Origin of the sequence: Marinobacterium profundum (genome assembly GCF_001528745.1) — a bacterium.
GTDB classification, from domain to species: Bacteria; Pseudomonadota; Gammaproteobacteria; order Pseudomonadales; family Balneatricaceae; genus Marinobacterium_A; species Marinobacterium_A profundum.
Window position 1 is genome coordinate 22,656 of sequence record NZ_BCNS01000112.1, and the last position, 25,524, is coordinate 48,179.

26 protein-coding genes are annotated in these 25,524 nt (G+C 56.9%); 8 read left to right on the forward strand and 18 right to left on the reverse strand.

What is annotated here, in order from left to right:
* Positions 1-149: 149 nt before the first annotated feature.
* The 3 genes from MPRO_RS11930 to MPRO_RS11940 all read right to left on the reverse strand — a co-directional run bounded on the left by MPRO_RS11930 (position 150) and on the right by MPRO_RS11940 (position 2,578).
* Entirely contained in the window at positions 150-1,217 is a 1,068-nt protein-coding gene (locus tag MPRO_RS11930) for a zinc-binding dehydrogenase (protein ID WP_067292518.1), read from the reverse strand.
* A 127-nt stretch (positions 1,218-1,344) separates the two neighbouring features.
* On the reverse strand, positions 1,345-1,695 hold the full coding sequence (locus MPRO_RS11935; RefSeq protein WP_158651802.1) for a YqfO family protein: 351 nt from the start codon (positions 1,693-1,695) through the stop codon (positions 1,345-1,347).
* 25 nt (positions 1,696-1,720) lie between these two features.
* On the reverse strand, positions 1,721-2,578 hold the full coding sequence (locus tag MPRO_RS11940; protein ID WP_067292441.1) for an N-acyl homoserine lactonase family protein: 858 nt from the start codon (positions 2,576-2,578) through the stop codon (positions 1,721-1,723).
* A 351-nt stretch (positions 2,579-2,929) separates the two neighbouring features.
* Here MPRO_RS11940 and MPRO_RS11945 point away from each other — a divergent pair, with 351 nt between their 5' ends.
* Entirely contained in the window at positions 2,930-3,664 is a 735-nt protein-coding gene (locus tag MPRO_RS11945; RefSeq protein WP_067292444.1) for a DUF429 domain-containing protein, read from the forward strand.
* Positions 3,665-3,678: 14 nt separating this feature from the next.
* Here the strand turns inward: MPRO_RS11945 and MPRO_RS11950 are convergent, their stop codons facing one another.
* On the reverse strand, positions 3,679-4,257 hold the full coding sequence (locus MPRO_RS11950) for a carboxymuconolactone decarboxylase family protein (RefSeq protein ID WP_067292448.1): 579 nt from the start codon (positions 4,255-4,257) through the stop codon (positions 3,679-3,681).
* The gene (locus MPRO_RS11955) at positions 4,254-5,597 is read right to left on the reverse strand and encodes an aspartate aminotransferase family protein (RefSeq protein WP_067292451.1); all 1,344 of its coding nucleotides are present in this window, start codon (positions 5,595-5,597) and stop codon (positions 4,254-4,256) included. The genes MPRO_RS11950 and MPRO_RS11955 overlap by 4 nt, the downstream gene beginning before the upstream one ends.
* Before the next feature lie 136 nt (positions 5,598-5,733).
* Here MPRO_RS11955 and MPRO_RS11960 point away from each other — a divergent pair, with 136 nt between their 5' ends.
* Positions 5,734-6,639, forward strand: coding sequence for a MurR/RpiR family transcriptional regulator (locus tag MPRO_RS11960; RefSeq protein ID WP_067292454.1), 906 nt, complete (start codon positions 5,734-5,736; stop codon positions 6,637-6,639).
* A 23-nt stretch (positions 6,640-6,662) separates the two neighbouring features.
* On the opposite strand, the gene MPRO_RS11965 is transcribed toward MPRO_RS11960, so the two are convergent.
* From MPRO_RS11965 to MPRO_RS11980, 4 genes are all read right to left on the reverse strand, one after another.
* A complete protein-coding gene (locus MPRO_RS11965; RefSeq protein WP_067292458.1) occupies positions 6,663-7,112 on the reverse strand; it encodes a universal stress protein in 450 nt (149 codons plus the stop codon).
* Between the two features lie 68 nt (positions 7,113-7,180).
* Positions 7,181-9,799: a TRAP transporter permease gene (locus MPRO_RS11970; protein WP_067292461.1), complete on the reverse strand. Its 2,619-nt coding sequence runs from the start codon at positions 9,797-9,799 to the stop codon at positions 7,181-7,183.
* A 107-nt stretch (positions 9,800-9,906) separates the two neighbouring features.
* Positions 9,907-10,890, reverse strand: a complete 984-nt coding sequence (locus tag MPRO_RS11975) for a TAXI family TRAP transporter solute-binding subunit (protein ID WP_067292465.1) — start codon at positions 10,888-10,890, stop codon at positions 9,907-9,909.
* Between the two features lie 355 nt (positions 10,891-11,245).
* Entirely contained in the window at positions 11,246-12,184 is a 939-nt protein-coding gene (locus MPRO_RS11980; RefSeq protein WP_067292468.1) for a hypothetical protein, read from the reverse strand.
* Between the two features lie 330 nt (positions 12,185-12,514).
* Between MPRO_RS11980 and MPRO_RS11985 the strand changes: the two genes are divergently transcribed.
* Together MPRO_RS11985 and MPRO_RS11990 are read left to right on the forward strand one after the other, a co-directional pair.
* Positions 12,515-13,456 carry a LysR family transcriptional regulator gene (locus tag MPRO_RS11985; protein ID WP_067292472.1) on the forward strand — a complete coding sequence of 314 codons (942 nt, stop codon included), beginning with the start codon at positions 12,515-12,517 and terminating at the stop codon, positions 13,454-13,456.
* 85 nt (positions 13,457-13,541) lie between these two features.
* Positions 13,542-14,147, forward strand: coding sequence for a LysE family transporter (locus MPRO_RS11990; protein WP_067292475.1), 606 nt, complete (start codon positions 13,542-13,544; stop codon positions 14,145-14,147).
* Positions 14,148-14,202: 55 nt separating this feature from the next.
* Here MPRO_RS11990 and tcdA read toward each other — a convergent pair whose 3' ends face one another.
* From tcdA to MPRO_RS12015, 5 genes are all read right to left on the reverse strand, one after another.
* Entirely contained in the window at positions 14,203-15,018 is an 816-nt protein-coding gene (gene tcdA / locus MPRO_RS11995; protein WP_067292478.1) for a tRNA cyclic N6-threonylcarbamoyladenosine(37) synthase TcdA, read from the reverse strand.
* 20 nt (positions 15,019-15,038) lie between these two features.
* Complete coding sequence (locus MPRO_RS12000) at positions 15,039-15,236, reverse strand: hypothetical protein (RefSeq protein ID WP_082708707.1); 198 nt, start codon at positions 15,234-15,236, stop codon at positions 15,039-15,041.
* Positions 15,237-15,428: 192 nt separating this feature from the next.
* Complete coding sequence (gene hda, locus MPRO_RS12005; RefSeq protein ID WP_067292480.1) at positions 15,429-16,133, reverse strand: DnaA regulatory inactivator Hda; 705 nt, start codon at positions 16,131-16,133, stop codon at positions 15,429-15,431.
* The gene (locus MPRO_RS12010) at positions 16,126-17,220 is read right to left on the reverse strand and encodes an AI-2E family transporter (RefSeq protein ID WP_067292483.1); all 1,095 of its coding nucleotides are present in this window, start codon (positions 17,218-17,220) and stop codon (positions 16,126-16,128) included. Before MPRO_RS12010 ends, hda begins: the two co-directional genes overlap by 8 nt.
* A gap of 24 nt (positions 17,221-17,244) precedes the next feature.
* Positions 17,245-18,297, reverse strand: coding sequence for a DUF2066 domain-containing protein (locus MPRO_RS12015; protein WP_067292487.1), 1,053 nt, complete (start codon positions 18,295-18,297; stop codon positions 17,245-17,247).
* A 150-nt stretch (positions 18,298-18,447) separates the two neighbouring features.
* On the opposite strand from MPRO_RS12015, the gene purM reads away from it, so the two are divergent.
* From purM to MPRO_RS12035, 4 genes are all read left to right on the forward strand, one after another.
* A complete protein-coding gene (purM, locus tag MPRO_RS12020; RefSeq protein WP_067292491.1) occupies positions 18,448-19,506 on the forward strand; it encodes a phosphoribosylformylglycinamidine cyclo-ligase in 1,059 nt (352 codons plus the stop codon).
* 2 nt (positions 19,507-19,508) lie between these two features.
* Positions 19,509-20,150, forward strand: a complete 642-nt coding sequence (gene purN / locus MPRO_RS12025; RefSeq protein WP_067292494.1) for a phosphoribosylglycinamide formyltransferase — start codon at positions 19,509-19,511, stop codon at positions 20,148-20,150.
* Between the two features lie 106 nt (positions 20,151-20,256).
* Positions 20,257-20,973, forward strand: coding sequence for a DUF3108 domain-containing protein (locus MPRO_RS12030; protein WP_067292525.1), 717 nt, complete (start codon positions 20,257-20,259; stop codon positions 20,971-20,973).
* Entirely contained in the window at positions 20,970-21,245 is a 276-nt protein-coding gene (locus MPRO_RS12035) for a YfcL family protein (protein WP_067292498.1), read from the forward strand. The genes MPRO_RS12030 and MPRO_RS12035 overlap by 4 nt, the downstream gene beginning before the upstream one ends.
* Here the strand turns inward: MPRO_RS12035 and MPRO_RS12040 are convergent, their stop codons facing one another.
* The 4 genes from MPRO_RS12040 to MPRO_RS12055 all read right to left on the reverse strand — a co-directional run bounded on the left by MPRO_RS12040 (position 21,246) and on the right by MPRO_RS12055 (position 25,425).
* On the reverse strand, positions 21,246-22,010 hold the full coding sequence (locus MPRO_RS12040) for a M90 family metallopeptidase (RefSeq protein ID WP_067292501.1): 765 nt from the start codon (positions 22,008-22,010) through the stop codon (positions 21,246-21,248).
* A 55-nt stretch (positions 22,011-22,065) separates the two neighbouring features.
* Positions 22,066-22,320, reverse strand: coding sequence for a DUF2164 domain-containing protein (locus tag MPRO_RS12045; RefSeq protein ID WP_067292505.1), 255 nt, complete (start codon positions 22,318-22,320; stop codon positions 22,066-22,068).
* Between the two features lie 91 nt (positions 22,321-22,411).
* Entirely contained in the window at positions 22,412-23,731 is a 1,320-nt protein-coding gene (locus MPRO_RS12050; protein WP_067292508.1) for an HlyD family type I secretion periplasmic adaptor subunit, read from the reverse strand.
* A complete protein-coding gene (locus tag MPRO_RS12055) occupies positions 23,728-25,425 on the reverse strand; it encodes a type I secretion system permease/ATPase (RefSeq protein WP_158651803.1) in 1,698 nt (565 codons plus the stop codon). Before MPRO_RS12055 ends, MPRO_RS12050 begins: the two co-directional genes overlap by 4 nt.
* Between the last annotated feature and the right edge of the window lie 99 nt (positions 25,426-25,524).

The window sequence follows — 25,524 nt, forward strand, 5'->3', positions numbered from 1 at the left end:
TGAATTAAAAAAGGGTCCCGGCTTTTACCTAGCCCAAGCGAGACCCCAAAGGTGATGTAACGCAAATAAACTGAAAAGCCGTCCAGGAATATGTCAAACAACCAGGCCGTCACCGGCACTGGAAGTTCGACCCGCGATCTCCTGTCAAATCAGCCCTCGCTCATTACGATGGATGCGCGGGTTACCTTCCTCGACATTGAGTCCGAAAGTGCAGACTCAACACCTTCAAGGCTGTACTCGGCGTCCAGCATCTTGTGGAACGGCAGCTTCTCGATATTGTCGCTCAAGAACGTCAGTGCCTTGTGTAGATACTGCGGTTGATAACGCATCACCGGAATGATGCTGATCTGCTGCCGGGTGATGAAGCCCGGATCAATGAGGATGGTTTTACCGGGGGTGACATTACCCATGGTGACGAACCGCCCGCCGCTGCGCACCAGCTCCAACCCTTCGACGAACGCCTCCGGCACACCCGCCACTTCGACGCAAACATCCGCGCCACGACCATCGGTCAGAGCCTTGACGGCCTGGATGCGTTCTTCCCTGGTCGGGTATTGCTGGATATTCAGAACGTGGTCCGCTCCGAACTCCCTGGCCAGTTCGAGCCTGGATGAATCGGCGTCAATGACAATGACCCTGGCACCCTTGGCCTTGGCGATTGCGGTCGCATATATGCCCAGGCCGCCGGCACCCTGTACGACGAGCGAATCGTTGATGGACACGCCCGACAGATCGACACCGTAGTAGACCTGCGACAGCGCGCAGTTGGCACCGGCCGCCAGCTTGTCCGGAACGTTTTTCGGGACCTTGTAAAAAAACTGCCCGGGGTGAATGTAGTAGTGCGTGGCAAAGGTGGTATGAAAATGAGGCGCTTCTTCCGGCTGTTTTGCCCAGAAGCTGTAGGCATTCTCACAGAGATTGAGCTTGCCCGACTGGCAGGAAGCGCAACGTTGACAGGCGATAAAGTAGGTCGCCGCGATACGGTCCCCCACCTTGATAGCCTGACCGGCATTATCGGTGACAACCCCCTCCCCGAGCTCGTGCACGACACCAACCGTTTCGTGCCCCAGACCACCGCATTTCTTGGGATGGTGCCCGGACCAGATATGGAGCTCAGAGCCACAAACATTGCTGCACAGCACCTTAACGACAACCGATCCGGGACCCGGCGACGGAACCTCGTACTCCTGATATTCCAGACTACCGGGTTTACTCATTACAGCAATTTTGCCTTTCATCGCACTACCACCATGGGTTTTATAATATGTACGGCATGACTTCCAAAGTTCGGAAATATGAAAGTCAGCGATAAAATCCCAACCTGTAACCGGTTAGAATTTACAGTCAGACAACGCCGTTCTTTCGGGTATCCAGCGTTTCTGAAATAGATATAACGGGCTCATCCCAGGGATGATGTTCGAAAATCTGCTTGACGATTTTCGAAAGAAGCGCCTTGTCACGTGGTATAGAAAACTCGACCTTGATCGATTCGATGGAAAAAGGGTGATTGATTTCACCGTCGTAGGTATCGGAGCCTGCACGGGGGGTACAGCGTTCGATTCCGGGATGAGAACACCAGGAAACCCCGTCGTAATTTCCGTACTTCAAATCCGTTACGCTTTGAATAGCGCCCAGAACCTTTTCCAGATACTCTTCGATCACATAAACCTTTACACGAAAGGATTCTATAAACATGATATCACCCACTTTATAAACCGCCTTATTCGTAATAACCTTCTGTGGATTTCCTGAGCGTACTGAACTGCTCACCATCGTGACCGAACCAGACTTCTGACTGGGTTTTACTGGACAACTTCTGGATTTTATCAATCGTTTTCATATAGCCGATCGAATCGTAGATAGTCGCGGGAAGGCGGGACGGGGGACCGTAGTTTTCGGATGAGTACACAGCATCCGACGCAAGAATCAAGCCCCCATGATCGGCCAGATCAATATGCAGCCCCAGCATGCCGTAGGAGTGGCCACTGCCAAAGTTCAGGATGCGAATTCCGTCCAGCAGATCCAGATCCCCTTCGTCGTCCTTCACAACGCGCCAGGTCAGGTCGTTCTTGATCCAGGCATCGACATCGTCCCAGATAAAGCCTTCCGCACTTCTGTTTTGCGCATAGTTCTGAAGCGCTGCGTTGAACTCGTTCTGATGCACAATAATCTTGGCGTTGGTGAAGAGTTCCAGGCAGCCTGAATGATCAAGGTGCAGGTGTGATACGACAACATAATCGACTTCCCGCGGATCGACACCAATCTCTTCCAGGCGACTATGCAAATGGCAGTCCTGGCCATCCACCTCGGCGGTAAACTGCAGCAGGTTTTGAATTTCCTGCGGCCAACGGCCACCCTCGCCCATTCCATTGGGGTTGCAGGCAGTGTCGAACAGAACCTTGCCATCGGGGTGGTCGATCAGAACCGTATAAATCGGAAACTCGATCATTTGATTTGGTTTATTGGGATCGGCAGCTGTGGCGGGATTATGCATGCTGACCATGAAGTTTTTATCCATCTTCATACGGCCGTTGTCCAGAACATAAACTTTGGGTACTTGCTTAATAATATTAGACATAATCTAGCCTCACTAACTTTTGTTTATATTTTTGCGTACCACAGCGACAATAATGTCTAACATCAGGCCAAAACAAAATTCCAATTATTTCTGCTAAACATTAGATTCCCTTATGGATGTCTGGCGAGCACCAGGAACCGCCGCCGCTCCCCCTGTTCCCCGGGTAAAAAGACCTTCAGTAGGCGCCAACGGCAGGGCAAACGCATGAATAATTTTTTTACAACTGAATGAGCGGAAGCCACAAAGGCACGGTGTTCAGAATCAAGCAGGCCTTGGCGCAACTGCATGGCTGTTCAGATCATCAGCTACGAAGTTAGTATGGAGGTGACTTGAAGGTGATATGGAGGTGATATGGAGATCGTTATTATCGGGATCGACTGTGCGACAGACCCCAAAAAGGTGGGGTTAGCCAAGTCTGTACTGAAAGATGGTCAGTTATGCCTCGAGTCGGCAGAGCAAGGCTGCTCAGGAATGAATATCGCTACGCACATAGTCCAATGGATTTCAGTCCCCAGTCCCACGCTCATCGCGCTGGATGCTCCCTTGGGCTGGCCCAGCTCTCTGGGAGATTCGTTGGCGCCCCACTCTGCGGGCATGCCTATTGAGTACCCTGGCAATCTGCTGTTCCGGCGAGAGACCGACCGTTTTATCAAAAGCAGGATCGGCAAACAGCCGCTGGACGTCGGGGCTGACCGTATCGCCAGAACCGCTCTGGCCGCACTCGCGATCCTTGCCCGGCTACGTGAACTGACGAGCAACCCCATACCGCTCGCCTGGAATCCAGCTTTGCAACAGACCTCGGCGATAGAGGTGTACCCTGGCGGCACTCTGCTCAGCCATGGCCTGCCATACCAAAGCTACAAGAACAACAGCGCCGAGCAACGCCAGATGCGGGCACAGATAATTGAAGGCCTGTCCGCCCTCATTGAGATTCCTGATCCTGCCCCGCTGCTCAGCAAAGCCGATACTCTGGACGCGGTGATCTGCTGCCTGGCCGCAGCTGACTTTCTGCGGGGCACAACACTGCCGCCGGAAAATCAGTCACTGGCTGAGAAAGAGGGCTGGATCTGGGTTAAAGCGCCTTAAACCAAGCTATGTCTTTAAGTTCCAGAACCCACGGGATCGGGTTCACTGAAAGGCAGCTCAGGCGCGCCATCGCGGCGCACCTCAAACACGTTCAGGGTCATGGCAACCAGGGCGTAGTAGCCAAAGATTCCCACCAGCTCGACCAGTGCGGGCTCGCCGAACTCGGCGACGGCGCGATGATAGAGTGCATCATCGATACGCCTTGTTTGATACAGAGTACAGCCGATTTGATACACCAGCTGCTCGTCGGCGTGTTCAAACGCGGGCGCATTACCCAGGCGCAGTGCATCGATCACGGAATCGGCAATACCCGCCTGGCGTGCTATGGGTTCGTGGATCTGCCATTCAGCCTGGGACTGCCACCAGGCTGCCGTCACCAGAATCGCCAGCTCCGACAGGCGCAGCGCCATCGACGTATGGTAGCGACAGTAGGCGCCCAGCGCCTGGGCAGGGTCGGCCAGCCCAGGGCTGTGAATCCAGGCCAGGAAGGGGCCGTCCAGATTGCCCCGCGGGCCGCTGAGAATAGCATCCAGCACGCGCTGCTGTTCAGCGCTCATAGTCCCCGGCGTCAGCTCACTCAGGCGTGACTTCATGCGCCTGCTCCCTTTACGGCACGCAGTGACTGGCTAATTGCACGCTCGAGTTTCTCCACCAATTCATCCAGATGCGACTCTTCGAGGATAAAGGGTGGCGCCAGCAGAATATGATCGCCCCGCAGACCATCCAGAGTACCGCCCATGGGGTAGCACATCAGCCCTTCGTTCATCGCGGCCTGCTTGATGCGCGCGTGCAATTTCAGCGCCGGATCAAAGGGCTCCTTGGTTGCCCTGTCACGCACCAGCTCAATCCCCTGGAACAAGCCCCGGCCGCGCAGGTCACCGATATTGGGGTGCTCACTAAAGCGGCTGTGCAGGCGCTGCTGCAACGCAGTACCCAGCATCTGCACCCTGGGCAGTAACTGGCGCGACTCTATGGTCTGCTGTACCGCCAGGGCCGCAGCACAGGCGGTGGCATGACCAATGTAAGTGTGCCCGTGCTGGAAAAAACCACTGCCTGCGGCAATCGCAGCGTAAATACGGCCACTCACCAGGGTTGCGCCTATGGGTTGATAACCCGCCCCCAGACCCTTGGCAATAGTAGTGATATCGGGGCTGACGCCATCTTCTTCGATAGCAAAAAGTGTTCCGGTACGCCCCATGCCGCACATGACTTCATCCAGTATCAGCAGCACGCCATAGCGGTCGCATACCTCGCGTATTTTGCGAAAGTACCCCGGCACAGGCGGAACAGCCCCCAGCGTTGCCCCCACCACGGGTTCTGCAACGAAGGCCATCACCTCATCCGCTCCCAGACGCAGAATTTCATCCTCCAGCTCCTGCGCCAGCCGCGTCGTGAAAGCATCGTCCGATTCATGCTCAGCCTGCTCACGGTAAGCGTAACAGGGCGTCAGATGACTCACCTGAGTCAGTAGCGGCTCAAACTGGGCACGGCGCCAGGCGTTGCCACCGGTGGCCAGGGCCCCAAGAGTATTGCCGTGATAGCTCTGACGCCGCGCAATCAAGTGCCTGCGCTGCGGCTGCCCTGTCTCAGTGAAGTATTGACGCGCGAGCTTGAGCGCCGCTTCAACCGCCTCCGAACCACCGGACACAAAGTAGACGTACTCAAGCCCCGCAGGCGCCCGTTCGATAAGAAAGTCCGCCAGCTGCTCCATCGGTTCTGTGGTGAAGAACGAGGTATGCGCATAGGCAAGGCTGGCCACCTGCTTCTGAATGGCCTCAACCACCTCGGTTGCACTATGACCCAGGCAGGAAACCGCGGCGCCACCACTTGCATCCAGATAGCGGCGCCCGTCAGCAGCAATAATATATGGGCCCTCACCGGCAACAGCGACCGGGTAGGACTGGTGGATATTGCGATGAAAGACATGGGTCATTAAAGTGCACTCGGCAGTGTTGGTGTTTTGCAAATATATTTGCATATAAATTAAAATGCAATTAATTTTGCGCTAAGTGCAGGTTATACTGCGCACCCGGCGACAGTGCCTGAACGATATACAGCGGACTCTGGCGATGAATACATCAGGCTTTACCCCGCCCCACAACCTTAGCAGCCTGCGGCAACTGCTGGCCGATATTGACAGCAAGCAGGCGCCTATCCGGCTTGGTGGCCAGTCACGCCGGGTCCTCAACGCCATGTTGGGTACCCCGGAAAAGGTTGCCGTGGCCTCCATCACCGAGCTTGCCGAACGCCATGGCGTCAACGCATCCACCCTGACCCGCCTGGCACATCGCCTGGGGCTGAGCGGCTTCAATGGCCTGCAGCAGCTGTTCAGACTTGAGCTAACCGGCAGTCCACTGCATTTTTACAGCGAGCAAGCCAGTCAACTGGTGCGTGAACCCGGCCTCGCAGACTCTGGCCTACCCGCAAAAGTCGGCCAGCAGGAATGCAGTAACATCAGCGCAATGATCGATAACCTGGACCCAGACAGCTTCAATCGCGCAGCCGAACTGATGGCCGCAGCCGGGCAGATACGGATTTATGGCGTGCGCCAGTTCTATGCACTGAGTTACTTCCTGGGCTATGCCCTTGGCATGATAAGACCCAACGTTGCGACGCTCGAGGCCGGGCGCCAGGGCATCGCCGATGCATTGAGCCCGCTGCAGCCTGGCGACGTGCTGCTTGTCACCAGCTGCTTTCCCTACACGGACAGCGTGATCAGGACAGCCGAAATTGCACGGCACCATGGCATCGAAGTCATTGCACTGACCGACGCCCAAGACTCACCATTGCACAAAATTGCCAGCTGCAGTTTTTGCGTACCCAACCGCAGCCTGTTTTACAGCAATGCCATGGCGGGATTCTTTGTCCTGGGGGAAGCGCTTCTGAGTGAAGTAGCCGCACGACTGGGCGACACAGCGATAGTGGCGCTGCGCCGCAGAGAGGAATTGATCAGCGAATTATCACCGCTGTCGTGAAGAACAACCTGAAACCTTGCAGATCAGGTGGCTTTAAGCGCATCACCGCGCAGAATCATCACTGAACACTGTGCACGCTCGACCACGCGGGCGGAGTTTGACCCCAGCAGCGCGCTATCCAGGCGGCTGCGATGATGCGCCGACATGATAATCATATCGGCGTTAATCGCCGCCGCCTGCTTGATAATTCGCTCTGCAGGATTGCCCTGATGCACCGACAGTCTGTGCGTTACATCGGCGGGCAATTGCTTGGCGGCAAACTCCACCAGGTGCCTGTTCACACCCTCATGGGCCTTTTTCAGCACGGCTGGATCAAAGTAGGACGCCACCAGCGGGGACGCAAAACCCGGCATCACCGTCATAAGATGCAGCGTGCCACCATTGGGGTCCAGTTCGCGCAGCGCCATTGCAATGGCGGGCTGGGCAAAAGCAGGTTCTTCAAGGTCAACCGGTATCAGAATAGTTTTGAACATGATCGGTCCTCGACCGGCCCGCGGCCGGCTCTGTCAGGACCGCCCACCCGCAGGTGGGCGGCCGATTTTCAGGCCTTTGCAGTCCCGCCCTTCGCCTGAGTCTCGCGCCGACGACGCTGCATCATGACAAGCGGTACCAGCAGCAACAACGCAGGAATGAAGATCAGCTCCTTCGCAGGCTGAGGCTGAGCAATCTCGATACGCTCAATAACCTGATCAAACGTGAGCCCTGCACGCTCTGCCCGGCTGTCATAGTTCACGCCATCCACCAGCGCCTTGCCGTCATCGTCCATCAGCTCGACCCCTGCATCCATCAACCGATCACGGGTGTTGTCGCCCTCACCTGCCGGCAGCAAGACGACGAAACGGCGCTCGTTGCCAATTTCATCTTCGCCCAGTATATGCAGCCGCAAAGCCGTGCCCGAAGGGATATCCAGGGCCTCATCCAGCAGCGCAGAGCCATCGCGTACTTCGTATGGATCCACAATCCGATCCATCCAGAAGCCCGGTCGGAACAGCGAAAAGGCAATAAGCAGCAGCAACAGCGTTTCGTGCACACGGCTGCGCACCAGGAAATAGCCCTGGGTGGCCGCGGTAAACAGCAGAATGCCGATGGTCGAGATTACAAACACCATGATGCCATGGGGCCAGTCGACATTGATCAGCAGCAGATCGGTATTGAAGATAAACAGGAACGGCAGTATGGCGGTGCGCAAACTATAGAAAAAAGCCACAAAGCCGGTGCGAATCGGATCACCACCAGACACCGCCGCCGCCGCAAAGGACGCCAGCCCTACAGGGGGTGTGACATCGGCCATGATGCCGAAATAGAACACAAACAGATGCACGGCTATCAGCGGCACTATCAGCCCGGACTCCTGCCCAAGTGTCACGATAACCGGCGCCAGCAGGGAGGACACCACTATGTAGTTAGCGGTGGTCGGCAGCCCCATACCCAGGATCAGGCTGAGTACGGCGGTGAGTATCAGCATCAGCAGCAAGTTGCCGAATGACATGACTTCCACCAGATCCGCCAGCACCGAGCCTACGCCGGTCTGGGATACGGCACCGACAATAATGCCGGCCGTTGCGGTGGCAATACCGATACCGATCATGTTGCGGGCACCGGTAATCAAGCCATCAATCAGCTGATCAAAGCCTGCATGGCAGGCTGCCACCAGCTGTCCCTCTTTACGGAATAACGCGAACAGCGGACGCTGGGTGACCAGTATGACCATCATTAGCACACTGGCCCAGAAGGCAGACAACCCAGGCGAGAGTCGCTCAACCATCAGGCACCACACCAGTACCACCACCGGCAGGATAAAGTGCAGACCCGACTTCACGGTCGGCCCGGTCTCCGGCAGCTCCACCACCTCGGACTCGGGATCATCCAGCTCAAGCTCCGGGTAACCTGCAGCAAAGCGAATAAGCCCGACATAGACCCCAAAGAGCAGTAGCGCTATAACAATACCGGCCGCATCGCCGAGCAGCGGTTTTATCCAGCCGATACCAAAGTAAACCGCAAAAGCCACCACCGCTGTGCCCATAAAGCCCAGCAACAGGCCCATGAGTCGCATCTGCCAGGGGCGTACAACACCGCGGCGCGGCAGTCCTTCCATACCCAGTTTCAGGGCCTCAAGGTGAACGATATATACCAGCGCTATATAGGAAATCAGTGCCGGCAGAAACGCATGGGTAATGACCTCAACGTAGGACAGCCCAACATACTCAACCATCAGGAAAGCCGCAGCCCCCATGACTGGCGGCATTATCTGGCCATTGACCGACGAGGCCACCTCGACGGCACCGGCCTTCTCGGCACTGAAACCCACCCGCTTCATCATTGGAATGGTAAAGGTGCCCGTGGTCACCACATTGGCAATGGAAGAGCCGGAAATAAGCCCGGTCATGCCCGAGGACACCACCGCAGCCTTGGCTGGGCCACCACGCATGTGCCCAAGCAGCGAAAAGGCGACCTTGATGAAATAGTTACCGGCACCGGCCTTGTCGAGCAGCGCACCAAAGAGCACAAACAGAAATACGAAGCTGGTTGACACTCCCAGCGCAATGCCAAAGACGCCTTCGGTAGTGACCCACTGATGGTTTACGACTTGTTTCAGGCTCGCGCCCTTGTGGGCAATAATTTCCGGCATATAGGGGCCGGCAAAGGTGTAGATCAGAAATACCAGCGCAACCACCACCAGTGGAGGCCCCAGCGCACGTCGGGTTGCCTCCAGCAGCAGGACACCACCAATACAGGCCACCACTATATCCTGCATGAGGGGCGCGCCCGGGCGGGTCGACAATTCGACATAAAAAATAAACAGATAGGCCGCCGAAAATGCTCCCAGCACGGCCAGCACGAGATCCATGACAGGAACCCGGTCTCGAGGGGAACCATCAAAAGCGGGATAAGCCAGAAACGCCAGAAACACCGCCAGCGCCAGGTGAATAGAACGCGCTTCGGTATCGTTAAAAACACCAAAACTGCCGATCAGTGGCCAGTCATAAAATGGCAGGGGCGACGCAATCCAAAGCTGGAACAAGGACCACCCCAGCGCCGTACCGAGCAACAGAATTTTCTGAAAACCCAGGGGGTTGCGTGCACCGCTGTCAGTGGCTGCAACCATATCCTGCAGCCCGGCTTCATCAATGGCTGAAGGGCCTTTTTTTGGGTCACTCATAAAATCTCCGGTTAATTACTGCGCCCACACTTAAGCCGCAAAACGCGGTGAGCCAAACGCAAAACGGCCTGCCTAATTGGCAAGCCGTTCTAAAAAAAAGCCCGTGATTACATCCAGCCACGTTCTTTGTAGTATCGAACCGCACCATCATGCAGCGGTGCCGACAAGTTGTTCTTGATCATCAGCGCTGGATCCAGGTTTTCGAATGCCGGGTGCAGGCGCTTGAAGCGATCGAAGTTATCAAACACAGCCTTGACCACCTGGTAGATCACTTCAGGATCAGCCTTGGTTGAGGATACGAAGGTCGCGCCCACACCAAAGGTGGCCGTGTCTGCATCAGTACCCTTGTACATGCCAGCCGGAATAATCGCCTTGGCGTAGTAGTCATTTTCACCAATCAGCGTGTCCACTTCAGCACCCTCCACAGGCACCATCAGGGCGTCGCAGGAGGTTGTGGCTTCCTTGATGGAACCATTGGGGTGACCCACGGTAAAGATGATCGCATCAACCTTGTTGTCACACAGCGCCTGGGACTGCTCGGAAGACTTGAGCTCGGAGGCGAGCTTGAAGTCGTCCAGTGTCCAACCCTTGCGTTCCATCAGCACTTCCATGGTACCGCGCTGACCGGATCCCGGGTTGCCAACGTTCACGCGCTTGCCCTTGAGATCATCAAACACCTTGATGCCGGAATCGGTGCGGGCAACCACGGTGAAGGGCTCGGGGTGTACGGAAAACACCGCCCGCAGCTCAGGATTGGCACCCTGTTCGGCAAACTTGTCGGTGCCGTTATAGGCATGGAACTGCATGTCGGACTGTGCCACGCCCATATCCTGCCCGCCTTCACGAATGGCGTTCAGGTTGGCGACTGAACCACCGGTAGAAGGCGCTGTACACTTGATACCATGATCATCGGCACCGCGATTCACCAGTCGGCAAATCGACTGACCCACGACGTAATAGACGCCCGTCTGACCGCCGGTGCCTATGGTCACATAGGTCGGTTCAGCCGCAGATACACTCTGCACAGCGCCTGCCAGCATGACTCCGGCTGCCAGTACCGAAGCGGTGAAGGCGGATTTAAGTTTTATCATGTTGTTTGTTTCCTTCGTTGTTATCCAGTGATTCCATGCAGCACGCGACTGCCACACTATGGATGCCTCTAACGGAGCCTGTTAACGCCCGGATGAGCGCCAAAGGCAAGACCCATAGGGTCGGCGATACCCATTATAAAATCAATCGGTTATGTCAAATACAAGGCGAATATCCCAGTATTTTTCAGATTTTTCTGCCTATTGGGTCAGGCCCTGCAACTTGAATACCGTTGCTATAGCATAGGCCTAGAATCGCCTGCGCGCCCCGCACACACAAATACTGCCTAACGGATTACAGATTTGGGTGATCGCCCAGCAATGTAGAAAGGGGCAACACAGCGATACCCGACTCCAGTCAGGCAACTGCGGCACTGTCCGCCTGCTTGAGCAACTCCAGCACAGCCTGAATAGAGGCCCCCAGATCGCCCCGCATCCACAGGTCCGCAAGCACCTGCTCAAAAACGTCGATCCAGTCCCGCACCCTGACATCGGCAGCCTTATGCACGCCGTCTGTGACGCACTCAGCAAAGTGCTGTCCATGGCTGAGCAATACATATTGCTGCGCGTCTATCAGTTGCGCCTCATACAAAAGCTCTGCTGCGCAACGCAGTTGCGTGAAGGTCGCACCACGCACATCGACCTCCAGCAAATCGAACGCCTGGCCAACCGAAGCATCCGCCTGATCCAGGCGCAGGGCGCCACCAGCCAGCAGCAGAGGATCAAGGCCTGCACTCAAGCGGTGCGAGGGCTTGAGCGCGAAAATACCCACAAGGTTAAAAGCGTCACTAAACAGACGTTGCAAATAGGGGTAAAGCTGACCCGAATCGATGGCCCCTGCACGACTCTTTGCACCCTCACGCTCGAGCCACAGCGCGCTTTGTGCCAGCGCATAGGGCCGGGCACGGGCAGCAAGAGACTCAAGCCGGGGAGCATGGGTAGCGAGCCATTCAAGCATGGGAGCCTGGGCGAGCCACATTTGCCCCAAAAACAGATCCGACAATTCAAATCTGTGCGAATCGAACTGCACGCCACCGACCGGATAGCGTAATTCAATAAGCGCTGAGATATCAAACTGGTACAACTCATCGAGAACCCGCTGAGCGCCATCAAGAAAGATATCGTAATCTGCCCGGCCATCCTCCAGTGCCTGGAGCGGGTCGCGCAGCACCGACGTGTAGTTCGCTACCGGCCAGCGCGCGAGCAGTGTCTTTTCGAGTGGCGCCAACCGATTACTTGTCTGATCTGCCGCTAGCTCTGCAGCCAGTTCCGGCGAGATGGCAGCTTGCTGCAGCATGTTTCCAAAACCGCGATCAAGTCCTCCCTTGGCGCACGAGGCCTCTGAGTGTGTCATATCGGTCCGACTCAACGGCCTTCGGTCAGGCTGCATCCAGGCTATCTCCATATTCAGCGCGGGAACTGCTACGCATCACCGGCAAGGCCAGCGTCGCGCACCCGCCAATTATATACTGCTTATTTACCTTGGGTCGGGCTTGAAGCGTTTATCCCGTGATACAACCCTCTCTATCGGCGCCACATCCCTGCCCTTGAGCGAATCATCCCCAACTGCTTAAGGTATTTTCACTTCTCCATGCTCGGGCATAACTTGAACTGATATCCTTGCACCATGGAATTATCACGCATCAACCTCAACCTGTTAACAGCACTGCATCAGCTGCTGCGATGTCGCAGCGTCAGCCAGGCCGCTCGCGCCCTCTTCGTCACGCAACCCGCCATGAGCCGCAATCTGGCCCAGCTGCGAACCCTGCTGGGGGATCCACTGCTGGTAAGGGTCGGTAACCAGATGCAACTGACCCCCAGGGCCGAAGCCCTGTCAGCACAAGTAGCACCATTGCTGCTGAACATTGAGAGCCTGCTGATGCCTGACCACTTCGATCCGGCACTGTTTCAGGGCCGCTTCAATATCGCCATCACCGACTATACCAGCGAACATATTCTGCCTACCCTGGTCGAGGATCTGTGCCGCACCGCCCCCGGGCTGCAACTGCATTTTCATCTGTGGGAGCCCGCCATGATCACTGACCTGCGTGAAGGCCGCATGGATCTGGCCGCCTGCATCCTGAATGAAGTACCCGACGATATTCACGGCCGCCAGGTCGGCGAAGACAGCTACAGCTGCCTGCTGCGTGCCGATCACCCCTTGCTGTTGAACGGCGGCCCCGACCTGGATCAATACAGCCAGGCAGACCATATCAGCATCAGCGGCGGTGGCGACAAAAACCGCGCTCTGGACAACGCCCTGGCGACACTGGGCAGACTCAGACGGGTCCGCATCACCGTGCCTTTCTTTCACTCCGCGCTGGCCTTTTGCGCCAGCAGTGACGGCATCCTGACCCTGCCGACCCACATGGCTGAAAACCTCAGGCAGCGGCATAATCTGGCACTGCGCCCGCTCCCCTTTGAGGTCGAACGGGTGCGCTATTCTCTGATCTGGCATCAGCGCCAGCAACATGATGCCGCCCATGGCTTTGTACGCGAACGCTTCTACCATGCACTGGAAAAATCGCGTTTTTCAAAGCCCTCGCCAGGTCATAATCAGGAATTATAACCCCTATCAGCAATTGGGATTAGCGGCATCTGTATCCCACTCCGTACACTGGGCGTCACGATTTACGACCCCAGAGACTGACACTATGCTTGAATGGTTACTCTTTGCTGGCATTACCCTGCTCGGCGCCATGATTCCCGGAGCAAACATGGCCATAGTGCTGCGCAATACTCTGGGGTGCGGTCGCAGGGCAGGCTTTTTCACTGCAGCAGGCCTGGCTACCGCACTGCTGATACACGCCTCCCTGTCTCTCGTCGGTATCGCCACCCTGATCAGCCAGTCGCCAGGGCTGTACGCCGGCATTCGCTGGCTCGGCAGCGCCTATCTGTTTTATATGGGTGTGATTTTTCTGCTCAGCAGCCGCAAGCCCGAGAGCCCGGACACAGTCGGCGCAGCAACGAGCAACCAGCACAGCTTTCTCGCAGGCCTTATGATCAGCCTGTTCAACCCCAAGGTGCTGCTGTTCTTTATGGCCATGTTTTCCCAGGTGCTGCAGCAGGACCATGGCTGGCCCGCACTCATGCTCTACGGGCTAACGCCGGTCAGCATTGAGCTGGCGTGGCTAAGTCTGGTTGTGATGTTGCTGACAAGACCCGCAGTACAGCAGGCACTGGCGCGCACACGCCAGCGCATTGAAGGTGCGATTGGCGTGACATTGATGGCATTGGGGATCAAGGTCGGCCTGGGCTGAGATACCCAGGCACGCTTCAATAGCAGAGGTAATATTCGAAACGCGAGGGTACTGGCTAGATCGAGTTCGGATCGGGCAGCGCCGCCAGACGACGGGCTTCACGCTCTTGCAGTTTTTTCAGCACCCGCGAGACCGCTACAAAGCCGAAACTGGCGGTAACACAAACGGAAGCACCAAAGCCGCCGTCGCAATCCAGCCGCGTACTCCCCTCTGCGAGGGTCTTCTGCTGACAGACAGTGCCGTCGGGCTGCGGGTACACCAGCTGTTCGGTCGAATAGACGCAATCAACACCAAACTTTCTAGACGTACTGAAACCATAATGGCGCCGCAGCCAGGAGCGCACCTTGGCCGCCAGCGGATCCTGACTGGTACGGCTCAGATCAGCAATATCGATGCGGGTCGGATCCACTTGCCCACCAGCCCCGCCGATGGTAATCAGCGGAATCTTGCGCCGCTTGCAGTGTGCAATAAGGGCAGACTTTTCTCGCAGGCTGTCGATTGCATCCACCACATAATCAAAGTCGCCGCTGATCAGCTCGGCAACATTTTCCGTGGTAATAAACTCTTCAACTTCCCCCACCACCGCCTCAGGATTGATCGCCCGCACTCGCTCGGCCATGGCCTCAACCTTGGAACGGCCGATATTGCCGCTCAGCGCATGGATCTGGCGATTGATGTTGGTGACACATATATCATCCAGATCAATCAGGGTAATCCGGCCTATGGCCGTACGGGCCAGTGCCTCGACAACCCAGGAGCCGACGCCACCAATACCCACCACGCACACATGGCTGCGACGGTAGAGTTCAACCGTATCAACGCCGTACAGCCTGCGAGTGCCGCCAAAGCGGTTTTCAAATTCGTTGGACACCGTTCACCCAGCCCCGCTATTCAGAAATCGTCATCCGTAAGCTCGGTCAATACCGGCTCACCGCAGCCCGTGCACTTGCCCTCGATAAACAGAACACCCTTAAGTTCGTACTCGATCACCGTATGCATGCCAAGATTGGCCTGCTGACACTTGTCGCACCAGGTCTGAGTCAGAAACGCCTGCTGCTCGTCTTCATCCCGGGCGCCGAAATCCCGCATTGTCCGCTCGTCTAACATCTTATTTATCACCGGGGTCTTGGTTTGCATAAATTATAAATTTTTCATTGCCAGCAGCCGTTGGCACAGCCAATAAACAGCGCCATGATTCCATAGCCCAGCTGTTCAACCGTATAGGGATGATGCAGAAAAGCCCCAGCAGGGGCAAGACACAAGACAGGAAATGCGCCGGTGCTACCAGCCCATCTCCTGCTTGATAAAGGGAATTGTAATTTTGCGCTTGGCACTCAGGGATGCCTGATCCAGCCGATCAAGCAGACCGAAAAGATCCCCCATATCGCGGCTGGCATGATGAATAAGGTAGCGCACCACTTCACTGGATAGCTGGAAGCCGCGAGCCTGGGCACGCAGCTGCAGAGCACGTTCCTTGTCTTCATCCGGCAGCGCATGTAGCTGAAACACCATACCCCAGCTCAAGCGTGACGCCAGATCCGGCAGCTTGATACCCAGCTGACGCGGTGCACTGCTGGCTGCCACCACCAGACGGTTATTCTGTGCGCGAATGCGGTTGAAGAAGTGAAACAGCCCTTCTTCCCACTGCTTGTTGCCCGCCACCAGTTGCACATTGTCGATGCACACCAGGTCCAGGTGCTCCATGCCATCCAGCAGGCCGGGGCCCAGGTGCAGCAATTCCTGCAAAGGCAAATAGACGGCCGTGCGGCGCGCGGGCTCGCTGGCGTGACATGCGGCCTGCAACAAATGGGTACAGCCAACCCCTGGAGTCCCCCAGAGGTAAAGAAGCAGCTCACCCTCACCTTCGGCCGCCTGCTGCAACATTGCGCGAGCCAGGCCGTTGGCGCCGGTCAGATAATTCTCAAAACGCGCATCATCCCGCAGCGATACGCCTAGCGGGAGTTGGAAAGGAGCCGTGTTATTCATCCGCTTCTGTATTCAGCAATTCCACTTCGGCAACCTGCGCCGACCCATACAGCGTGCTGCTCTTGTAACCCCGGTGCAAATGGCGCAACAGCACCATAATCACCGCCGCAACCGGCAGCGCCAGCAATACGCCAACGAACCCGAACAGCTGCCCACCCGCCATGATCGCGAAGATCACGGCCACAGGATGCAGTCCTATCCGATCCCCCACCAGCAATGGCGTCAGCACCATGCCTTCCAGTGCCTGCCCGATTGCGAATACCATGCCTACCCAGAGCAGAATCATCGGATCCTGAAACTGTATAAAGGCTGCAACACCCGCTACAACGATGCCGATAATGAACCCCATATAGGGCACGATACTGGCGAGGCCGGCCAGCATACCAATCAACAGCGCAATATCAAGCCCTACCAGCCACAGACCGACCGCATAAATAATGCCCAGCGCCAGCATGACCAGCAACTGCCCCTTTATGAAGGCACCCAGAACCTCATCACATTCATTGGCCCAGAGCGCAACTCTGGGCTCCAGATAACGCGGCAGCAGCGTGCGAATGCGTGCCATCATCAGATCCCAGTCCCGCAGCAGATAAAACAGCACGACCGGAATAAGCACCAGATTGGCGATCCAGGCGAGCACCGCCAGACCTGAGCGGGTAATACCGCCTGCAAGCTGTGCCATCAGACTGCCGGTTTGCTGCCAGTTGCCCGCCAGCATGGATTTCAGCATGCCCAGATCCATGGCCGCCAAATCCATTCCCAATGTTGATTCGAGCAGCGGCACCAGGCGCTTTTCAACCAGGTCGATAATCATGGGAACCCGTTCCAGCAGCACCTGAATCTGACGACCCAACTGCGGCAGCAGCAACAGTATCGTCAGTGCCAGCACAGCCGTCATAAATACGAACACTGTCACCACCGCACCGGTGCGTCCCAGTTTCGCTTCCAGCCGGTCCGCCACCGGATCGAACAGGTAGGCAAGCAAGGCTCCCACCAGAAAGGGCGTCAGAATCGGCGCCAGCATATACACCAGCGCCCCCATAATCAGAGTGACTATCAGTAAAAACCAGCGTTGCGATTCCGTCATGCGATGCCTTCCCTATCCATGCGTTCAGTTCTGCCAGCGATACTGCAGCAAACCTGTGTCCGGCATATAAACGCCATCCATTGGCCCCACCGGCGCCAGGCGACTATCCAGCCGCAGCGTTTCCTGTAACTGCTCCACACTGGTATCGAGCTGCAAACGCAGGCGCAGCCGCCCCTGGGACAGAAGCTCCGGAAAAACCGCCGTGACCCCTTCACTGGCACGCAAGCGATCCACCAGCGCGAGATAGTCCGCCTGACCATTGATCCCTTCTACCTGCAGCACCAGCCCCTGGGGCCGATAATCCAGTGGCGCCAGCTCAGACACATGCAGCAAAGAGTCCGCCACGGTATCAACGACGTCCGCCATCTGCTCATCCAGTTCTCCGACAGGCGTAAAACGCTGCGTCTCACGCCGCTCGCCGCCAAACTCAAACTCACTGAACCAGAAACCCGCTTCGAACCATATCCGGCCGGCCAGCACCGCATCCGGCGCATAGCGCTGCGAAGCAAGGCGCACTTCATCAGAGGCCTGCCGCCAAAGCAGTTCCGGCGGCAGTTGCTGCAAGTCCTGCAAATCCAGCAAAGGCAACTGCAGCGCCAGGCCACGACGCTGCGCCTGTACCAGCAACGCCTGCAAAGCCGGATGATCCGCCGTTATATAATCTTCCGCAGCCCCGGCCTGCTTGACCACCAGCCACAGCAACAGCGCCGGACGCTGCTGCCCTGGGCCGCGAATACCCGCATCCTGCAACAGCTCATCAAGCTGCGCCGGATCGAAGTGCAACTGCAACCAGTGCTCGCCATCAGCCGAGCTACGATAGGCGGATTCGCGCAGCAAGCTCTGTGCCTGGGCAAGTACCGCACTGTAACCTGGCTCGTTCGCAACTTCGGTGCTGCCGCTGAGCTTGATGAGCACCTGCGCCAGACCTTCAGCCACCTGTTGCGAGTCAGGCCCTGCGCCTGCGCGGGTAACTTTTATTTCTGCACTGTAAAGCCCCGGCACAGTAACGGCGCCGGCAGAGATCGCCCACAGCAGCGCGACACAGGCCAAAACCTGACGCAAGCATTTGATAAACATGAGGTATTCCCAACTACAACGAAACCAGCAAACTACGAGGTAAAAGACGCTTAAACTCTAACACACAATAGCCGCCCCACGCGCAACCTGATAGAATGTCGCCTTCATTTTTTTGCCGCCAACTCCCGTTGCTGAAAGGTTATCTGATTCATGTCTACCGCATCCGACAAAACATCACTGAGCTATAAAGACGCTGGTGTCGATATCGACGCGGGTAACGCCCTTATTGAGCGTATCAAGGGTGTCGCCAAACGCACCGCGCGCCCTGAAGTCATGGGCGGACTCGGCGGCTTCGGCGCCCTGTGCGAAATTCCGGCCGGATATCGCCAGCCTGTCCTCGTATCCGGAACCGATGGAGTCGGTACCAAACTGCGCCTGGCCATGGATCTGAAAAAGCATGACACCATCGGCATCGACCTGGTCGCCATGTGCGTTAACGACCTGATTGTCGCCGGCGCAGAGCCGCTGTTCTTCCTCGATTACTACGCCACCGGCAAGCTCAACATCGACACCGCCGCTGACGTAGTGACCGGCATTGGCCGTGGTTGCGAACTGGCAGGCGCAGCACTGGTTGGCGGCGAAACTGCAGAAATGCCTGGCATGTACGAAGGTGAAGACTACGACCTGGCTGGCTTCTGTGTGGGCGTGGTAGAAAAGGCCGATATTATCGATGGCAGCCGCGTACAGGCCGGTGACAGCCTGATTGCTCTGGGTGCCTCAGGCCCCCATTCCAACGGCTATTCCCTGATCCGCAAGATCATTGAAGTCAGCAACGCCGATCTTGATCAGCCCATGGGCGACGGCACCCTGGCCGACGCCCTTATGGCGCCAACCCGCATCTACGTCAAGTCCGTACTGCAGCTGATCAAGGACAGTCAGGTCAACGCCCTGTCCCACATCACCGGCGGCGGCCTGCTTGAAAACATCCCCCGCGTACTGCCCAAGTCCAGCAAAGCCGTGATCAACACGTCGTCCTGGGAACTGCCGGCCGTATTCCAGTGGCTGCAGAGCAACGGCAATGTTGATGCGCGCGAAATGTACCGCACCTTCAACTGCGGCGTCGGCATGGTTATAGTCGTACCGGCATCCGCTACCGACAGTGCTCTGGCACAGCTGACCGCCGCTGGCGAAAATGCCTGGGTGATCGGCCAGATCGAAGACGCACAGGATGGCGAGGAGCAGGTCGAACTGCGCAGCGCGGAGGCCTGAGCGTGACTGAAAAGCGGATTGTGGTACTGCTTTCTGGCAGCGGCAGTAATCTGCAGGCACTCATTGATGCGACCCAATCGGGTCGCATCAATGGCCGCATCGTCGCCGCGATCAGCAACAAGCCCGACGTTAAAGGCCTGGAGCGTGCGCGCGACGCAGGTATCGATGCCCTGCTGCTGGATCACACCCAGTACGAGTCCCGCGAGGCGTTTGACGGCGCCCTGCAGGCGCTGATCGACCAGCAAGACCCCGATCTGATCGTACTGGCGGGCTTTATGCGCATACTCACCGCCGACTTTGTACGCCACTATCTGGGCCGGATGTTTAATATCCATCCCTCTCTGCTACCCAAATACAAGGGCCTGCACACACACCAGCGGGCGATTGAGGCCGGCGACAGCGAACACGGCTGCACCGTACATTTCGTGACCCCGGAACTCGACGGCGGCCCACTGATTTTGCAGGCAGCCGTACCCATCGCAGCCGACACCAGCGTCGAAAAACTGCAACAACAGGTCCAGCTGCGCGAGCACGACATCTACCCGCTCGCAGTAGAGTGGTTCTGCGCCGAACGCCTGACACTTGAGACAAGCAGCGTAATCCTGGATGGCGTTCAGTTACCGGCAAGCGGACAGCGCGTATAAATCCAGAGCATAGCCCAACCGGCGCACCACCCCTGAGCGGGCGCCGGGCAGATTTAACCCCTGGCCGCCAGCCACCGCACTGCGCAATCCACACGGAGTTCCAATGATGTACCGCCGGATAAAACAGATCCTGTGCTGCACCCTGCTTCTGGGCAGCAGCATCAGCGCCCAAGCCCTGAGCAGCGCGACCGAACTGAAGCCTTTTCGCGCCCTGTACGAGTCGCATCTGGATGTTGGCATCGAGCTCACCCTCGAAGCCGTGCGCGAACTGCGCCAGCAGAGTGATGGCCAATGGCTACTCACCAGCACCGCCGACGCAGCCATTGCCGGCATTGAGGAAAGCAGCCGCTTCACCCTTGATCAGCTGCAAGTCGTACCGCAAGAGTATCAGTACCATCACAAGGTATTCGGCAAGCGCCGCGACGCCACTCTCAACTTCGACTGGCCCAACACCCGCGTCACCAACGACGTTGACAACAAGCCCTGGCAGATGGACATCCCCGCCGGCACCCTCGACAAGCTCGGCTACCAGATGCAGATCCGCCTCGACCTGCCCAGCGGCAAGACCAAGCTCAGCTACCCGGTCGCCGATGGCGGCAGCCTCAAGCAATATGACTTCGAAGTCCTGGGCACCGAATCGGTCGACACCCCCGCAGGCACCTTTGATGCCATCAAGGTACAGCGCGATCGCGGTGAAGACGCCAAGCGCGAAACCTACATCTGGTTTGCACCCGAACTGGATTACATGATCGTCAAGCTTTACCAGATTGAAAGCGACGGCAAGAAAGCACAACTACTACTGAAGAAGGTAGAGTCTCCATGACCCCCAATGATTACAGCGACAGCCTCCACAACTACCTGCTGACACAGGAACAGAGCACCGACGACAACGACCGCCTGTTCTATTGCAGTTATCTGCTCGGCCACCTGAGCCTGGCCGCCAGTACCGAGCCTGCCGACTGCGACCTGCTGGATGACAGCGTTAACCTGAGTCTGGAAAGCGCCTTCGCCGTTGATCGCCTCAGCGACGCCGACAAGGCCGGCATCGCCGCGCTCTGGACCGAAACCGCAAACACTGCCCGCAAACCCACCTGATCAGCGCCCCAGGCGCAGTACCGGATCCTGCCGATAGAACAGCTGCAGCTGCCCATAGACTTCTGGGTAGCTGTCTTGCAATAGCGCTGGCGCCGCGAAGAACGCCTCACTCAGCACCGCAAAGCACTCCGCAGGATCCTTTGCCGCATAGGCATCCAGCACCGTAACCCCACCCCGCTCGACCTCAGCTACAAGGCTCGCGTAGGCCGCACTGAAATCCGCCGACCACTGCTGCACCGACATATCTTCATGCAGCGGCGGCAAGCCATTGGCCGCACCGTTGAGCATATCCAGCTTGTGCGCGAATTCGTGAATCACCAGATTGACACCCGCCGCTGACTCAGCAGCCACATCCTCCCACGACAGGATCACAGGCCCCTGCTCCAAGGCCTCACCACTTAGCGCCGCACGCTCGATATGCACCACGCCATCCGCGTCCTGATACTCATGCCGAGCAACAAAGCCGCCGGGATAGACCAGCACGCTGCGCACGTCACGGTACCAATCCAGCCCCAGCGCCAATACGGGCAGACAGGCCTGCACCGCAATGCGCAAACGCATGGCATCACTCAGTACCAACCCCTGCACACCCACCACAGACTTTTCCGCCAGGAACAACAGCACCAACTGCTGCAGACGCCGCAATTCCTCCGCACTCAGGCCTCGCAAGAGGCCCAAGGATGTCACCAACTCCCGCCACTGCGCCTGCGGCAGCGCAACCCTCTGCAGTAAACGCCTGCGCCGCCAGGCCCTGAAACTCCACATCACTACCACCTGAAATCATCAGACCATCACTGACTAGCAGCCTGCCCCGCATGCACTAACGCAGAAATTCCGTCGGTTTTTCGATTTCACTGATAGCCTCGGCAATATCATCCAGCTTGCCATTCAGCACCGCCTGAGCATCCGACAAGCCGCGGTTGTAATAGTAAGCACCCACCTTTTCGGAGAAAAAATCCAGCAGAAACTCGGCATCAAACTGACCAATATCCTGCTCCAGCTCATCCCTAAAATAGCGCTGAATCTGCAGCACAACGGTTGCCTTTTCTTCCTTTGAAAATTCAATCAGGGCCACAGAATCCAATCTCCTATATGTTAATTCATCCCAGTGATCAGTCAGGATACAGCCTTAACCTTGCAATACGCTCCCTGCAAGCCCGATACCCTCAATCCTCCAGCCAGGCCCTGCGGAAGCTGTCCTGCAACGGCTGAAGCAAATAATCCGCCATGGTGCGCTCACCGGTACGAATAAAAACTTCGGCCGCCATCCCTGGCTGAATCGGCTTCTCACCAAGACGCTTTATCTCCTGCCGGGAGACCTCGATGCGCGCCACATAGTAAATCATCTCGCTCTGAGGATCCTGCAAGGCATCCGCCGAAACATACCGGAGCTCTCCTGCCAGCTCTGGCGTGGTGCGTTGATTAAAGGCTGTCAGCTTTATCCCTGCGGGCAACCCGGTGCGGACCTTGTCGATATCCTGAGGATTAATTCGGGCTTCTACAATCAACTTGTCGTTTACCGGCACCAGCTGAAGCAGCGTCTGTCCGGGCGAAATTACACCACCAATAGTATGTACACCACTGCCTACAACCACGCCATCGACCGGGGCACGAATTTCGGTTTGGCCATACAGATGTTCTGCCGCATTTAGACGTTCGCGGTAATCATTAATGTCGGCTTGGATCTTTTTGAGCTCGTCGACTACATTTTGACGAAAGCTTTTGCCAACCTGGAAAACCTCCAGCTCTTTTCGTGAGATTTCGGTTTCTGTCGCTCCCATCTGTGACCTTAACCCTGCACGATCACCCTCTAACTCTGCCGCTTCGCGTGCCAACTCCAGCACGGGTTTTTTTCCACTCAGCCCCTTTTTCTGGAGTTCACGTATGCTATCCAACTCATCCCCCACGAAGACCAACTGTCTCGACTTGGCGTTGGCTTGAGCTTCGTATCCACTGATGTCCTGCTGTAGCTGCGCAACCTGTTTCTTGAGGATATTTACCTCACCCTCCAGAGCACTGCGTCTGGCCTCCCACAGAATAACCTGCGATTTCAAAATACTGTCCACCTTAGGGTCACCCACTCGCGCAGTAAGCGAGTCAGGAAAAATCACGCTGTCCAGGCCGTCCCGCTCTGCCAGCAGCCGAGCCTCCTGAGCCAAGGTTGCATCGTATCCGTCACGCAGTATGGCAACAGAAGCCGCCGCGCGGGTTTCGTCAAGCCGAACCAGCACTTCGCCTTGCTTTACCCGATCCCCATCACGGACAAGAATGTCTTTAACGATACCGCCTTCAAGATGCTGAATCTGTTTACGGCTGGAATCAACCTTGATGGTGCCACCTGCGACAACCGCCTCAGCCAATGGCGCCAAGGTCGCCCAAAGCCCAAATCCACCGAGCGTAAATAACACTAAAGCCAATCCAAACAGGATTGTTGCTCTAGGCCGTACCGGAACCTCAGGCAATTGATCACGGGGGAGTGAGGTCATTCTGGAGCGCCTATGGTCGATACAACCGAAGATGGTCGCCGGGTAATCTTAGGCATTACTTCAGCAGTCGGGCCAAAGTGCGTTAGCTTGCCGTCCTGAACGACCATCATTGAGTCAACACCGTCTACCAGCGACGGTCGATGCGCAATCAGCACCACAGTGCTGCCCGTATTCTTTAGTGCATCCACAGCTGCACGCACCGCCCCTTCACCCACGGCATCAAGATTTGAGGTCGGCTCATCCAGGACAATAAGTGCAGGTCGCCCATAAAACGCCCGGGCCAGACCGATTCGCTGCCGCTGACCGCCGGAGAGATTGGTTCCACCAGGGCCGATAGAGGTCTCGTAGCCGTCTTCCAGTTGCACGATTGTCTCGTGGGCACCTGCCAACTGAGCAGCATCAACCACAGCATCGGCATTGATATCACCGAAACGGGCAATGTTTTGCGCCACCGACCCCGGAAACAGCTCAACATCCTGTGACAAATAACCGATAGATGGCCCGAGAATCGACGGTGACCATTGACCCAGCTCAGCGCCATCAAGGCGAACCTCTCCGGCCATTGGGACCCAAACCCCGACCATAAGCCGCGCCAACGACGACTTGCCAGCTGCACTGGGGCCGGTCAGCCCGATACTGGTTCCCGGGTCGAGTCGAAAATTAATTCCAGACAATACCGGTCGCTGAGAACCCGGCGGGCATGCAAAGACATTGTCGAATACCAGTTCTCCTATAGGCTCAGGTAGCTGCATGGGATCACCAGCGTCAAGACTCCTGGCGAGGTGATCGTGCAGACGTAACCGTGATTCCCGAGCCTGTATAAATGAGCGCCACCCCGTGATGGCCGCCTCAACCGGAGCCAAGGCCCTGCCGGTAATAATTGAGGCGGCAATCATCACACCCGCTGAGGTGATCTCATTGATCGCCAGGTAGGCACCCATACCCAGAATCGCAACCTGGACCCCAACACGGATAAATTTTGCTGCGCCGGCTATGATTCCACCGCGATCACTGGCCAGGGCCTGGAGCGTTAAACCCGCATCGTGCCAGTGGTGCCACACCTTGCTCAATCCCGGCAACATGCCCATGGCCTGCACCGTATCCCGATTACGACTGCCCGCCTCAACAAACTGATTTGCCAACGCTATCTCACCGGCCGACTCCTTCAGTGGCCGACGAGTGGCGGTTTCGTTGACCTGTACGATGACCAGTAATATCACTGCACCGAACAATGCCACATGCCCGAGCCAGGGGTGCAAAAAATAGACGAGCGCGATATAGATCGGCGTCCAGGGCGCATCAAAAAGCGCTATCAGGCTGCGGCCCGTTATAAAGGTACGAATAGTTTCCAGATCACGAAATGGCTGGGCACCAGCGCCACTTTGCATCACCGTGGCAAACACAGTATCCGCCAATCCCCGATCGAAGCGTGCACCAACGCGTACCAACACACGTGCACGGACAGCCTCAAGCATCCCGAAAACAATCAGGGCACCCAGGGCTACAACCGACAGTAAAAGCAGGGTATCCAGGCTTCGTGAAACCAGGACTCGATCATAGACCTGGAGCATATAGAGCGGCGAAGTGAGCATCAAAAGATTGATGCACAGACTGAAAAACCCCACCGCCAGCAGCGCAGGCCTTGCCATTTGGAAGGCGCCATCTAAAGGATGCAGTGACTTGCGCTGCCTCACGCCCTGCTCCGATCGACGTTGCCAGGCAAAGCACGCAGTGCAACCAGTGACAGCCCGTCAGCAAACGGCAAACGACGCTCGGCACTACCTCGCTTCGAC